A 14,809-nucleotide genomic window follows, 5' to 3' on the forward strand; every position below is an offset into this window, starting at 1 on the left:
TGCGGGATGATGCAGGAACGACCTAACCTTGCCGATTCACGACAGCGCCTGCAGGCCGCTCTTAGCCGGCTTCAGGACGCTTTGGTGACAGCCAGCGCACCAGTCGGTCGAAGGCTTCGGTCATGCTTTGCAGATAGCTCAGCACACAGGGAATGACCAGCAGTACCAGGAAGGCGCCATAGCCCAGACCGAAGGCCAGCGAGGTGGCCATGCTGCGGATCATCTGGGCCTGCACCGAGGTCTCCAGCAGAATGGGCACCAGCCCCATGACCGTGGTCAGGGTGGTCAGAACAACTGGCCGGAAGCGCTGGCAACTGGCTTCGACGATGGCTTCGTGACGATCCCAGCCGTCAGCCAGCAGTTCCCGATAGCGCGAGATCAGAATGATGGAGCCGTTGATCACGATACCGGCCAGGCCGAAGAGGCCGAACAGCGACAGGAAGTTCAGATCCAGCCGCAGTACCCAGTGACCGAAGATGGCCCCGGTCATGGCAAGCGGAATCGAGGTCATGACCGCCAGCGGCCAGGTATAGGACTGGAACATCCAGGCCAGGATCAGGAAGATCAGCGCCGCTGCGGCATAGGCAGCGACCACCAGGTTGTCCAGCAGTTCCGCTGCATCCTGGCCGGTTTCATAGTCCGCGCTGAGGCCGTACTGTGCCAGAATGCCGGGCATGACATTCTCCGCGATGTCGGCCTGCACAGACTGCATGTTGACGTCTTCACTGGCGGCATCCGCCGTGATGGTGACGGCCTGACGGCCATTTTCGCGCGCGGTGGCCGAAGGCTCTTCCTGCGCGGTCAGCGTCGCGACCTCACTCAGCGGCAACGTACGACCATTGCCCAGACTGATGGGCAGCCAGGACAGATAGTCCAGTTGCTGTCGGGTCTGTTCGTCCAGGCGCAGGCGTACGTCGACCTCCGAGCCGAACTCGGTAAAGGTCTGCACGGTCACCCCATCCATGGCCGCGGCCACCTGGCCGGCCAGCGCCTGTTCGCGCAGCCCCTGTGCCCGGGCAGCTGGGGTCAGGTCCAGCCGTACCTGGCGATTGGTCGCCGGCAGGGTGTCATTGACGTTGCGCAGCTCACCGTAGTCTTCCAGCGCCTGCACCAGAGCCTGGGTACCGGCCCGCAACTGCTCGGCATCCTCGCCGGCCAACCGCAGGTTGAGTTCACTGGCCGAGGCACCACCGCCGCTCTCGCTGGCAATACGCAGCCGGTCCACAACCTGCGGCAACTCGACATGGGATTCCCAGGCGCGCAGGAACTGATTGTTGCTGAAGGGCCGATCATCCGGCGACGGCAGGCGCGCCATGAAGAAGGCTTCACCGGCATCCAGATCGTACTCGTAATAGAGATCGCGAATCAGCGCTTCGAACGGTACATCATAGCGTTCCAGGAACTCGGCTTCGGCAGCTCTCAGGCCGGCCTGCATGGTCTCCATGAACTCGACCACGGACTGTTCCGGGGCCCCTTCGACAAATTCAACATCGGCAAAGATCTCTTCGGCCTCTATATCCAGATCTTCGGAAAACGGCACCACGCCGCCCGCCACCATGCCGATGGAGACGATAAACAGGCTCAGGGCGATACTGACACTGAGCAGACGCTGGCGAATCATGAAGGTGATAAAGGGCCGATAATACTGTTCACGCACCCGATGCTCGAGCGCTGTAATGCGTTTGCGCAGGCCGGTCTCGGTCTTGCCGGTGCTGCGGCCAAAACTCATATGCAGGTGGCCGGGCAGAATCAGGAAGCACTCCACCAGCGCTGCCGCGATCACCATGATGATGACCAGCGGAATCGGGCGCAGCAGCTCGCCGAACATGCCGGGCACGAACAGCAGCGGTGAAAACGCCGCCATCGTGGTCAGGGATGACGCCACTATGGGCGCATACATGCGGCTGACCGCCAGGCTGGCGGCATCGCTGCGGGCAATACCACGCTCCAGCATGGACTGGGTTTCCTCACCGACCACGATGGCGTTGTCGACGATGATACCGAGCGCCATCATCATGGCGAACATGGAGAAAAAGTTCAGCGAACCGCCGCTGAAATACAGCAGCGCCATGGTGCCGAGCAGCGCCACAGGAATACCCATGGCCGTCCACAGTGCCACCCGCAGGTTGAGCAGAATGAACAGCGTGCCCAGCACCAGCATCAGGCCGTAGAAACCATTGGTCAGCAGCAGTTCCACATTGTCGCCGACAAACTCGGAGTTGTCGCCAAACACAACGACTTCGACACCTGCCGGCAGTGTGGGTACCACCTCGTTGTGCCACTCATGGTAGATCTCGGAGGTGGTCATGGAGTCCATGCCGCCGGAGCGGAACACCTGCACCAGCACCGCATTGCGATCATTGAAGACCAGGCGCTTGCGCGGCTCCTCGCCCTGTTCCAGAATCGTGGCCACGTCACCCAGGGTGCGATTGTCGCCCAGTGGCAGCTCGCGCAGGGCCAGGCCACTGGTCCGTCGCTCCCCGGTAATCACATTGCGCTGATTCTCGCCTTCGCCGGCCTGACCGGCGGAAAAGCGGTCATTGACCTGGCGGATCTCATCAGCCAGCGAATCCACTGTCCACTGGTGACGCGCCAGGGATTCGGGCGTCACCTCGATGCGCACTATGGGCTCATCCATGCCCTCGACCAGGGTTTCGGGAATGCCGCGGCGGCGCAGATCGCTCTCCATCTGATCCAGAAAGGGTCGCAGATCGGAAATGGGGCCGTCATAGGACAGGATGGTGAAAATGACCGGCTCGGAGAATTCGTATTCGCGCACGGTCGGGTCGTCCGCACCGGAAGGCAGACTGACGCTGTCCACGGCCGTACGCAAATCTCGCATGGCCGATTCCATGTCGCTGCCGGCTTCAAAGTAGATGGACAGCGCCGCATAACCATCGCGGCTGTTCGAGGTGACTCGGTCTATCGCATCCAGTTCCAGCAGTTCGCGCTCAAGCGGTTCGGTGATGCGGTCCACCACCGCATCGGCACCAGCACCGTCCCAGGCCACGGTCACGGCTGCGGCGCCCGGTGTCACATCGGGGAACAGCTGCATGGGCAACCGGGTCAGCCCCATAAAGCCCATCAGAATGACGAACAGCATCAACAGGTTGGCCGCTACCCGATGGCGGGCGAAATAGGCCAGAAACGGGGCCTCCCGCAGGTGGTCCAGAATCCGTGTCATATTATTGCTCCCGGTTCGAACTGACGGTACGGGTCTCGGTGACCTCGACCCGCAGCCCGTTCAATACGTTGGGCAGGCGAGAGGCCAGGATCAGACCGTCTGCGGGCAGATCGGCGGCGTCAATCAACCAGTATTCATCACCATCGATCCAGGTCGCCCCCAGTGGCACGATCACGCTGGACTGTAACTGGTCGTCGTCATCCACCAGGAAGATTCGGTTGTTGGAATACAGTGCAGCTGCAGGCACTGGCTGCACATTGTCCACATGGGGCCGCTGCACCATAGCTTGGTGCATTTCACCGGGCGCCCAATCCAGTTCGGCCGGCACGGGGAATTCCACATAGCGGCTGGCCGCACCTTCACTGACCCGGGCGGCACGCCGGCTCTGCGCCACCCAGGCACTGTTGAGGCGAGCTTCCAGGGCTTCGGCATTGCGATCCGGTGCATTCACGCGCCAGACCCGGCTGTCCGGATCATGCAGCGAAACCAGTACCTGCCCTGACCCGACCTGCTGGCCGGCGGACGTGTTCACCGCATCCACTATGCCGTCGAATGGCGCTGTCATGGCTGCCCGTCTGGCCTGGTCCTCCAGCCGCTCCAGGCCGATTTCGGCGCGCTCGCGCTGCAGTTCAAGCCGTGACAGTTCACGCGGATGCTGGGCCAGTGCACTTTCACGCTGGCGCACCGACTGCCGGGCCTGAATGGTACGCGACTCGGCCTCATCCAGCGCCGCTTCAGTCGAGGCGCCGCGCTCACGCAGCCCCCGCTCACGAGCCAGCGCGCGCTCGGACTGCACGAGCAATTCCCGCTCCAGCGCCAGCATGGCTTCATCGGTCTCCTGCTGGTCGAGCAACTGCTCCTGACTCAGCTCCAGTTCACGCACTTCGGTGCGGGCCTGTGCCAGGTCCCAATCCAGTTGCCGGGTATCCAGCTCAATCAGCGGTTGCCCGGCCACAACAGAATCGCCCTCGCCCACCAGCAGCTCCAGCACATCGGCCGCAATCGGCGTGCTCAGCTCGGCCTCCCGGCGGGCCATGACGGTGCCCACCCAGGTCATCTGGGGTGCATAACGACCCGGTGCCACTTCGATGGCGGTGATTTCAGTCGCCGGCGACTCGGCTTCCTCTTCCGCCGTGTCGTTGCCGCCGTTGATCATCAGGACTGCCAGGAGGATGGCCAGTCCCAGTATTGCCAGTGCCACTGCAATGCGAACGACTCGTTTGTGCATCTGATCCTCACTTGTTCGGGTTGGCTCCGGCAGAAACCGGTTTCAGGTTGGCGCTGGATTATCCTCCTGACCCTTGCAATCAGTAGTGACATCTGTCCTGCTTACGGTTTGTTTACAATTGAAGATGCGCCCTGAGCGCACCCGAACCGGGTGCGGGCACAACGACGCTACCAGAGCGCCAGTGGCGGTGCCTGCAGGGCCTCGAGCTGCTCGCGCAGCGTCATGATGTGCTCGCCCCAGTAACGCTCGTCACCAAACCAGGGGAAGTGCATGGGGAAGCTGGGGTCGGGCCAGCGCCGGGCCAGCCAGGCCGCATAATGCATGCTGCGCAGGGCGCGCAGCGGCTCGATCAGCGCCAGTTCGGCGAAGTTGAAGCTGTGAAACTGCTGATAACCTTCCATCACATCCGACAGCGCCATGGTCTGGTGCTCGCGATCACCCGTCAGCAGCATCCAGAGATCCTGCACGGCCGGACCATTGCGGGCATCGTCCAGGTCGACAAAATGCGCGGCGCCGTCACGCCAGAGGATATTGCCGGGATGGCAGTCGCCATGCAGCCGCACCGGTTCGAACTCCAGGGCCGCGAAACGGGCGCTGATGTCCTCCAGCAGCGGAAAGGCCACCGCCTCATAGGACGGCCGCAGCGACTCGGGGACAGCCCCCGAGCTCAGCAGAAACTCCACACTGTCGACGCCAAAGCTCTGCACCGACAGGGTCGGTCTGTGCACGAAGGGATGCTGACAGCCCACTGCATGCATGCGTCCCATCAGCCGCCCCAGCACTTCCAGATCATCCGCATCTTCGAGATCCGGGGCGCGCCCACCCTGACGGGGATAGATCGCGAACAGGAATTCCTCGTGCCGGAACAATGACTCACCCTGAGCATCGCGCCAGGGGGCCACCACAGGCACCTCCAGCTCGGCCAGCTCAGTGGAGAAGTCATGCTCTTCCTGAATCTCTTCCGCCCGCCAGCGCCCGGGACGATAGAACTTGGCGATCACCGGCGCCGCGTCTTCAATACCGACCTGATAGACCCGGTTTTCATAGCTGTTCAGCGGGAAAATTCTGGCATCACAGACAAAGCCGACACTCTCCACCGCATCCATCACGGTATCGGGCGTCAGGCTGAAATAGGGATGTTGTTCGTTCGAGGCTTCGCTCATGCAGGGCGCCTTCCGCTCCATATAGGGGCTGTTGAGAACGCAGAGGGTACGGCATACCCCGCAGGCAGACAAACCCTGTACAGAAAACGGCAGTGGAAAGCCCGGTTCACGGCCGCTATAGTGCAAGCATCCACTTACACTTACCGCGTGCAGGGAGTCGTCACATGAGCGAATTGTCCAGCGAAAGCCTTGAATGGCTGTGGGACTTCGACAAACAGAAACCCCATGTCCGCCACTGGCCCGCCATCACTCAGGGCGCGGTCCATATTCACGATGTCTCTGATCTGTCGGAACTGCGCCGTGCTGCGGCCAATGTCACCGATGTCGACCAGTGGAGCGACACCTGGCAACGCCTGATGCCCACCGAACAGATCAGCGTTGCGGTCGACACCCTGGCCGACATGATCGATCACAACCGCGAAGGCTGCCTGGGCGAGGCCGCCAACCTGAAGGGTTACAGTGAGTCCGTGTTTGCCCTGGCCCGCGGCGAGGTGCTGACCTCACTGCCGTTCCCTGCGCGGCTGGCCTTGTTGAGCGACGGTCTCGCCACCATCGAAACCGAAGAGCATGAACATGATGTGCGGGCCAGCCTGGAAGAGCTGACGGTATCCGACCTGCAGATGCTGGCCCGTCAGTCCGAGCGCATTCCGCAACGGTTGCGCAAGGCCGAGCTGATCGACGCTCTGGTCGCCGCCGAAGACAACGGCGAGATAGAACTGCCACTGGGCGATATTTCACCGGCGCCGCCGCTGCATGGCTGGCTGGAAGGTCTGGTGCAGCAGTATGTGCGTTCATTGCATGACAGCCTGTCGCATCCGGTCTACCCACGCGCGTTCAGAGAAGCCGTATGGCGCCAGGCCATTGAGCAGGCCTCCATTGACGCCCTGCGGCGCGCCCTGGAGCTGGAATACTGGGAAGTGCTGTCAGCCGGTGTCGAAGAGACGGAAGCCGATGACGACGCGGAACTGGCTGCCGATGGCTACAACATCCGCGCCGAAGCTCGCCCTGCCGCCGGCCCGTGGGAGCCCGGTATTGCGAAAGATGACCGCGACACTGCCATCATGTGGCTGGCGGTGGGCCTGCTGGCTGTGGGCTGGCTGTTTTTCTGAAACCGACAGGGCCGGATGTGCTACACTTTGGCGCCTGATTAACGGCTTTCGGAGATTATCCGCATGAAAATTGTACGTCTGGAGAACATTGTCGGCACCGAGCAGGAAGTGGAAGGGCCGGGCTGGGTCAGCCGCCGCTTGCTGCTGAAGAAGGATGGCATGGGCTTTTCATTCCATGAAACCATTATTCCGGCCGGGGCTGAGCTGCATCTCTGGTACAAGAATCATCTGGAAGCCGTCTATTGTGTCGCCGGCAACGGCAGTATCGAAGACAAGGCCACCGGTGAAGTCCACCCGATCAAGGACGGCACTCTGTATGCGCTGGACAAGCATGACCAGCATATCCTGCGTGGCGGCACCGAAGACATGCGCCTGATCTGCACCTTCAATCCGCCGGTTACCGGCCGTGAAGTCCACGACGAAGACGGGTCCTATACGCTGGTCACGGACTGAACCCGCGCCGCGTATGCACCACAGGCGCCGGGCAGTCTCTGCCCGGCGTCAGCACCGCTACACCACCTCTCCTGCCGCTTGGCCCGATGACCAGGCCCACTGAAAATTGTAGCCGCCAAGATGGCCGGTCACATCCAGTACCTCGCCGATGAAATACAACCCCGAGTGCAACCCGCTGGCCATGGTGCGGGATGAGATATCGTCTGTCGACAGGCCACCCAGCGTTACCTCTGCCGTGCGATACCCTTCGGTACCCGCAGGCTGAAACGCATAGGCGTGCACCCGCGTACGGAGCCGGGTAACCTGCTCGCCGTCAAGATCAGCCAGCCGCAGTTGCCCCAGGTCACCGGCCAGCCAGTCCGCCACACGGCGCGGCAGGTCCTGGCCCAGCCAGTTGACCAGCGTCTGACGCCCCTGTTGCTGCCGGGCCGAATGCCATTGCGCCAGCAGGTCGCCGTGCGGCCACCAGTTGATGAAAACCGTCTCTCCGGGTTGCCAGTAGTTGGAGATCTGCAGCGCCACCGGCCCACTGAGCCCACGATGCGTGAACAGCACATCGCCGGTCCAGTCCCGGGCTGACACGGACAGCGTGGCCGGCAGCGACACGCCGGACAGCGGTGCCCAGCCTGCCCGGTCCTCTGGATGCGCGGTATAGGGCACCAGAGACGCCCTGTAGGTTACCAGTTCATGCCCCATGGATTCGCCCCAGCGCATGCCCCAGTCGGTCGCGCCCAGAGTGGGAATGCTCGGGCCGCCGGTGGCAATCACCAGCGATTCGGCTACCCATATTCCCTGATCGGTTTGCACCACCCAGCCTTCCTCTTTCCGGCTGACGGCCGTAACCTCGGTGCGCAGCCGCAGTTGCACTCCGACCGCCTCGATCTCCTGCAGCAGCATATTGAGAATATCCTTGCTGCTGTGATCACAGAACAGCTGGCCATCCGCCTTCTCGTGCCAGGCTATGCCGTGTTCCGACACCAGGCTGATAAAGTCCCATTGGGTATAGCGACTCAGGGCAGATTTGCAGAAATGCGGATTGCGCGACAGGAAATGCTCCGGCTGCACATCCAGATTGGTGAAGTTGCAACGCCCGCCGCCGGACATCAGGATTTTCTTGCCGGGCTTGTTGGCACGCTCCAGCACCGTCACCCGACGGCCCCGCTGCCCGGCCACCCGGGCACACATCAGTCCGGCGGCACCGGCACCGATCACAAGCACGTCCGCGGCCTGCTGTCGCGAGCGGGTCTGAGGGGGCAATATCATGATGCAGTAACCAGAAAAATCGGGGCAGTCAGGCCTGCCCCGCTTGTTCGGACAGATCTGCACCACCGGTTGAAAACTACCGGCAAGGATACTTGGTCTGATTGACAAAAAGTAGACGCCAGATCCAGCACGTCCGGACTCCATTCGACATACGGCAAATGAGAGCGGACCCTGAGCAAAATCCATCGGATTGCGGTTACTTGCTGATCCCCAGTACTATACCCAAGGATAGGGTTTTTACGGCACTGACAGCAGCGTCAGTCAGACTCCCCTTCTGTCTTTAAGTGGTCAAGGATCGAACGAGTGTCGAGTTTCACACCAAAAGCCTTGGTTGTAGATTTGGAGACCAAGCCTCAAAGCAGTTCACCAGCGACCAGTATTTTCATGCTTGCCGGTTTGCGCCCGGACACCGGACGCCAGCTCGAGCTTTCAGTCACCCACAAAACCCCTTTGAACTATTGCCTGAAGTCGCTTGACCGTCTGACAGAGGGAGCAAGCTTTGTTCTTGGGCACAACGTATTACGGCATGACCTGCCAGTGCTATCAACTGCGAAGCCAGACCTGTCTTTATTGCAGCTTCCTGTCATTGATACGCTAAACCTCTCACCGTTGGCTTTTCCGAAGAACCCTTATCATCGTCTTGTAAAAGACTACAAGTTGGTTCGTGAGAGCCTCAACTCCCCACTCAAGGACTGCGTATCAACCCTGAAGCTGTTCAGTGATCAGCGTGATGCATTCTTGCAACTGGCTGAACAGAAGAAGTCTGAACTTCTGTGTTACCAGAGCCTGCTGGCCCCTGCAGTTGGACCAGGGTTGGGCAACTTTATGGCCACGCTAACGGGCCGACAACCATTGCCCCTGCAGGCGGCAGCCGAATTACTACCTGAGATACTGGCAGAGTCAGACCCTGCTGCCGACAGAAACCTCAAGGTTTGTCGGGCCCGCCTGGAACGGATCATGGCTGATGACATCTATCAGGCCAGTTTGCAACAGCCACTGGCCTATGCCCTGGCCTGGCTTCGGGTCTCAGGCGATAACTCAGTCTTGCCGCCCTGGGTGTACCATCAGTTCCCTGATACAGAGCGTCTGCTGCATGAACTGCGTGATATCCCCTGTGATCGGCCAGATTGCCAATACTGCCAAACGACCCACAATCCAGAGAAGGAACTCCAGCGGTACTTTGGCTTCCCCGATTTTCGATATGACGAACAAGGAACCAGTCTGCAAAGAGAGATCGTAGCAGCAGGTATGAGTGGCAAGAATGTACTTGCCGTGCTGGCGACGGGAGGGGGGAAATCTCTTTGCTACCAGTTACCTGCCTTGAATCGCTACTACCGCAACGGAAACCTGACAATCATCATTTCACCCTTGCAATCACTGATGAAAGATCAGGTCGATGGCCTGGCAGCTAACAACATTGGTTGCGCTGCTGCGCTGAATGGTCTCTTGTCCATGCCTGAACGAGCTGACGTGTTGGAACAGATTCAAATGGGCGACGTCGGCATACTGCTCCTGTCACCAGAGCAGTTCCGCAACAGAACTTTTCAGCGAGCCATTTCTAACCGAAGAGTTGGGGCCTGGATCTTTGACGAGGCCCACTGCCTTTCCAAGTGGGGTCATGATTTCCGGCCCGACTATCTGTATGCGGCTCGTTTTATCCGCGAATTCACCGCCAGTGGAAAGATGGCACCCATTGGCTGCTTCACTGCTACCGCCAAACCGGATGTACTGAAAGACATCGAGAACCATTTCCATGAAGAGTTGAATATCAAATTCGAAACCTTCATCGGCACCCACGAACGCCCCAACCTCTCTTTCGAGGTCATGCCGTGCGAGAAGCCAGAGAAACAACGCAGAACCTTGGACCTTCTGAACGATGAACTTTCCGGCATTGAAGATGGCGCTGTAGTGTTTGTATCCAGTCGCAAACGGACTGAAGAGTACGCCGAGTTCATATCCAGCCAGGGTTGGGCATGTCAACACTACCATGCCGGCCTTGATCCCAATGAAAAGAAGGATATTCAGGACGCGTTCAAGACTGGCCAACTGCGCATAATAGTCGCCACCAACGCTTTTGGGATGGGCGTAGACAAATCAGACATTCGACTGGTTATTCATGCTGATATCCCCGGCTCTCTGGAAAACTATCTTCAAGAGGCTGGTCGAGCTGGCCGAGACCAGCAACAGGCCCGCTGTGTGTTGCTCTATTGTCCAGACGACATCGAAACACAGTTCGGACTGGCACAGACCTCTCGCCTGAGCTTCAACGACATTCAACAGATATACCGAAAACTGCGTCGAGAGAGCCAACGCCGGAAGAACGAACCATTGGTCATTACTTCAGGTGAGATCCTGCAGGATGAAGATGTGGAAACACAATTCAATCATGATGACCGTGACGCAGCCACGAAAGTCAGCACTGCCGTTTCCTGGCTGGAGAAGGGACAGTACCTGGTTCGTGATGCCAACGTAACCCGTATTTTTGCCGCTAAACTACAAAAGACCTGGCCCCAAATACAAAAAATACTAGACGCTGCCGCCCTACCCATGCGCAAGCGCCAGGAATTCGAGTCCATTCTCAACTTTATTAAGGCGTCACCAGCGGATGAACGGGTGACTACTGATCAGTTGACTGACCTCACCGGACAAACAACTGAAGAGGTCGTGGCTTCTTTACAAAGCCTGGAGGCGTTGGGCGTACTGACCAGTGATACACGGATTACCATGTACCTGCGCCACGGTGTAGACAGCTCGTCCCGGAAACGCTTGCAGCAGATACTCACCCTCGAAAAAGCCCTGTTCCAAGTCCTCACGGAAGTAGCTCCAGATGCCGACTCGGGGGAGTGGCAAGACGTCAGTCTTAATGAACTAACCAGCCGTTTACGAGATGAAACAAATATCCCAGAACTGATCCCTCCTCAGGTGCTGCAACTTCTGAAGAGCTTATCCAGGGATCGCTCAACCTCTTCCAGCCAGCGCAGTAGTTTTGAACTCAGAATAATCAACCGTGACTACCTGAAGATCAAAACGCTCGGTGCCCTCAGGTGGCAGCAACTGGCAAAACTTGGAGAAAAGAGGCGTGAGTTGGCCGGTGTGCTCATGGAGTTCCTGATACAACGGATCCCGGATGGAGTCAGGGGTAAAGACCTCATGGTCGACACCACCTTTGGGGGTCTGCAAAAATGCATTGCAGATGATATTGCGCTGTCTGCAAGGATACCGCACGACCAGCGTCGCAAGGCAGTAGAGCACGTGCTGCTGTATTTGCACCAGTCTGATGTACTGGTACTGAACCATGGCATGGCGGTAATGCGTCACGCCATGACTATCAGTGTCAATGAGCAAAAAAACCGCTATCTAAAGAGCGATTTCACTCGACTGGAGGAGCACTATCAAGAACGTCTGATACAGGTGCACGTCATGCGAGAGTATGCCTTACGTGCACTTGAGGAAATGGCTGAAGCCTTGAAACTGGTGCTCGACTACTTCAGCACCAATAATGACCAGTTTCTACAGCGTCATTTCGCCGGACGTGAGGATATTCTGCAACGCGCTACCAGTGAGGAATCGTGGCAGTCCATAGTCGATCCGCTAAGTGACCAACAGCGGCCCGCAGTAGTCGATGATGAAGACCGAAACCGGCTCGTGCTGGCCGGCCCTGGTTCCGGTAAAACCCGGGTTATAGTGCATCGCGTTGCTTACTTGTTGCGGGTGCGCAGAGTGCCAGCAAACGCAATTGTAGTGTTATCGTTCAATCGACATGCTGCTAACGAAATCCGAAAGCGCCTGCACAATCTGGTGGGACAAGATGCCTACGGGGTTACTGTACTCACCTACCACAGCCTGGCCATGAGACTGACTGGCACCCGATTTGAACGTGATGAGCAGATCGACGAAAAACGATTGCAATCCATACTGCGCCAAGCGGCAGACTTGCTTGGTGGCCAGCAGCACGTGGCTGATGGAGAGGATAGCCTGCGCGAACAGCTACTGCGTGGCTACCGGTTTATATTGGTCGATGAATATCAGGACATTGATGATCTTCAATATCAGTTGGTCAGTGCACTGGCTGGGCGTCACAGAGACGAGGAAGATCGACTCTGCATACTGGCTGTGGGCGACGACGATCAGAACATCTATGCTTTTCGAAAGACGAGCAATGAATATATTGAGCGCTACCAGGTAGATTATCAGGCTGAAGTTTTGTATCTGGTCGAGAACTATCGATCCAGCGGCCATATCATCGAAGCGGCAAACCGCTTAATTGCACAAAACACAGGTAGACTCAAACAGGATCAACCGATCACCATTGACAGCGGCCGGCGACACATACCTTGCGGAGGGCGTTGGTCCAACGTACCAGATTTGCATAACGGCCAAGTGGTGAGATTGGAAGTCCCTGCCAAAGATGCGCCAACTGGAAACCTGCAGGCACAAATCGCGATGCAGTGGCTACAGCGCCTTCGCGACAATGGAGCCAAAGACTGGTCCGATTTCTCCGTATTGGCACGCAGCCACAAATTCCTGTTGCCGTTACAGGCATGGTGCGAGCAGCAGGATATCCCCTACTTCATGAGCGCAGAGAAAGATCAGGGGTCCTTGTTGACACGCAATCGCACTTTCGTGCAGTTGGTGGACTGGCTAAGACAGGAAACCACAGCAATAGATTCAGACCGGTTGAATTCGCTGGTAAAAGCACTGAATGCTGATACCAATTGGTCAACACTAATGACTGATGTACTGGCCAATTTTAGAGGAGAATTTGGTACTGCTGAGGTTCAAAACCAAATCATTGTGGATTGGCTTTACGACTACTTTCGCGAGATCCGTCAACGTCCAAGCCCAGGACTGTTTCTAGGCACCACACACTCTGCCAAAGGGCTTGAGTTTAAGCATGTTGTGATATTGGACGGAGACTGGAGGACCGATGCAGCGACTCTGGAGGAACAGCGACGCCTCTATTACGTTGGGATGACTCGGGCAGAACAAACTCTGGCTCTTTGTGAATTTTCCGAAGATAACCTGTTGTTGGGTGCGCTCCGCACACTGACAGAACAGGAAGCATGGGAGGGCCACTATCTGCCGGAACTGGAAAAGCGATATCGAGTAATGACTCTGAAAGAAGTAGACATCGGATTTGCAGGCCGTCTTGCTGCATCTGACAAAATTCATGACAGTCTTAAAAAACTGCAGCCAGGCGACCCGCTTAAGCTCAGGCAAGACGGTGAACGATTTGCTATTCTGGATGAAAATGGCAATCAGGTGGGCCGCACCACCAAGGCCTTCGAACTGGGAGGACAGATGGAGTCCGCATGTGTCGCTTCCATTGTCATTCGATACACTGCGGACTCTGAAGAAGCCTATCAGGCTCACTGCCAAGTTGAACGCTGGGAAGTAGTCCTGCCAAGACTGGTGTTGGTCTGAGCTCTTTAGACCAGTAGCCTCAACTGTGCCGGTACAAAAACCTGATAACAGGTTGCTCCACGGTCGGCAGCAGATAGAGCGGTATCTGGCCAATGGCAAACACCGCCAGGGCTTCCAGCGGCAACTGATCATTCAGTGTGATGTAGAGCAGACCCAGGTTGGCCTGCCCCGAGATCAGGCCAACGGCCAGGGCGGTCGGCCGAGTCACCGCGACGAACAGCAATGAGCCCAGCAGGTTGAGGCCATAAACCACCAGCGTGATTGCCAACAGTGCACCCAGCATCTGCCCCGGATTCTCCAGCACAAGGGCAGTGATGCCATCCATGATGCCGACGATGAACAGACCGACAAAGGCGACCGCAACGCCATCGAACAGATCAGCATGCTGGTCGATGTGCGCCTGACCGCGCCAGCGCTTGAGCAGAAAGGCACCGCCGAAGGCCAGCAGCACGATGCCGCCCAGGCGCAGCATGAACTCGGTCAGCGCAATGTCCAGTTCAAGCCCCAGCAGCAACAGCGCCAGCGGCGGCAACGTGAGCGGGCACAGCAGCAGGGTCAGCAGGGTACCGACCACGGCGAGATGACCGTCCAGTCGCAGCAGCAGCGCCAGCGCACCACAGGCCGTGATTGGCGGTGCCGCAGCAGCCAGTACCAGCGCCATGGACAACTCGTCCGGCAATGCCACCCCTTGCAGGACCAGCCAGACGACCACCGGAGATACCGTCAGGACCCACAGACTCAGCAACAGCATCAGCGGCCAGCGCTTCAGCATCAGCCACTGGCCGGACCACTCCAGCCGGGCGATGGAAATCATCAGCGGTATGACAAAGGCGGGGTACAGCCATGCCTGCAGGGCCGCAGCTAGGCCTGGCCACACCAGACCGAGCACGATACAGCCGGGCAGAATCAGGGCCGCCCGCGAGCGCAGGCTGGCCAGACACCGAGAGGCGAACCGGAGCAGAGACATCATGCGCTGTGATCACTT

Annotated in this window: 8 protein-coding genes; 3 read left to right on the plus strand and 5 right to left on the minus strand. The window is 58.5% G+C overall.

The window, feature by feature from the left end; all coding sequences use genetic code 11:
* Positions 1-61: 61 nt before the first annotated feature.
* The 3 genes from E4656_RS07525 to E4656_RS07535 form a co-directional block, all read right to left on the minus strand.
* Positions 62-3,184, minus strand: a complete 3,123-nt coding sequence (locus E4656_RS07525; protein ID WP_135482590.1) for an efflux RND transporter permease subunit — start codon at positions 3,182-3,184, stop codon at positions 62-64.
* A 1-nt stretch (position 3,185) separates the two neighbouring features.
* Positions 3,186-4,412 carry an efflux RND transporter periplasmic adaptor subunit gene (locus E4656_RS07530; RefSeq protein WP_135482591.1) on the minus strand — a complete coding sequence of 409 codons (1,227 nt, stop codon included), beginning with the start codon at positions 4,410-4,412 and terminating at the stop codon, positions 3,186-3,188.
* Between the two features lie 167 nt (positions 4,413-4,579).
* Positions 4,580-5,575, minus strand: coding sequence for a serine/threonine protein kinase (locus tag E4656_RS07535; RefSeq protein ID WP_135482592.1), 996 nt, complete (start codon positions 5,573-5,575; stop codon positions 4,580-4,582).
* A 164-nt stretch (positions 5,576-5,739) separates the two neighbouring features.
* Here E4656_RS07535 and E4656_RS07540 point away from each other — a divergent pair, with 164 nt between their 5' ends.
* Both E4656_RS07540 and E4656_RS07545 read left to right on the plus strand, forming a co-directional pair.
* Positions 5,740-6,684, plus strand: coding sequence for a hypothetical protein (locus tag E4656_RS07540; protein WP_135482593.1), 945 nt, complete (start codon positions 5,740-5,742; stop codon positions 6,682-6,684).
* 63 nt (positions 6,685-6,747) lie between these two features.
* Positions 6,748-7,137 (plus strand): ectoine synthase, encoded by a 390-nt coding sequence (locus E4656_RS07545; protein WP_135482594.1) that lies wholly within the window; start codon positions 6,748-6,750, stop codon positions 7,135-7,137.
* Positions 7,138-7,194: 57 nt separating this feature from the next.
* Here E4656_RS07545 and E4656_RS07550 read toward each other — a convergent pair whose 3' ends face one another.
* Entirely contained in the window at positions 7,195-8,400 is a 1,206-nt protein-coding gene (locus E4656_RS07550) for a BaiN/RdsA family NAD(P)/FAD-dependent oxidoreductase (protein ID WP_135482595.1), read from the minus strand.
* A 303-nt stretch (positions 8,401-8,703) separates the two neighbouring features.
* Between E4656_RS07550 and E4656_RS07555 the strand changes: the two genes are divergently transcribed.
* The gene (locus E4656_RS07555; RefSeq protein ID WP_205849142.1) at positions 8,704-13,824 is read left to right on the plus strand and encodes a RecQ family ATP-dependent DNA helicase; all 5,121 of its coding nucleotides are present in this window, start codon (positions 8,704-8,706) and stop codon (positions 13,822-13,824) included.
* A 19-nt stretch (positions 13,825-13,843) separates the two neighbouring features.
* On the opposite strand, the gene E4656_RS07560 is transcribed toward E4656_RS07555, so the two are convergent.
* Positions 13,844-14,794 (minus strand): hypothetical protein, encoded by a 951-nt coding sequence (locus tag E4656_RS07560; protein WP_135482596.1) that lies wholly within the window; start codon positions 14,792-14,794, stop codon positions 13,844-13,846.
* Positions 14,795-14,809 lie beyond the last annotated feature (15 nt).

Origin of the sequence: Natronospirillum operosum, from assembly GCF_004768465.1 — a bacterium.
GTDB lineage: Bacteria > Pseudomonadota > Gammaproteobacteria > Pseudomonadales > Natronospirillaceae > Natronospirillum > Natronospirillum operosum.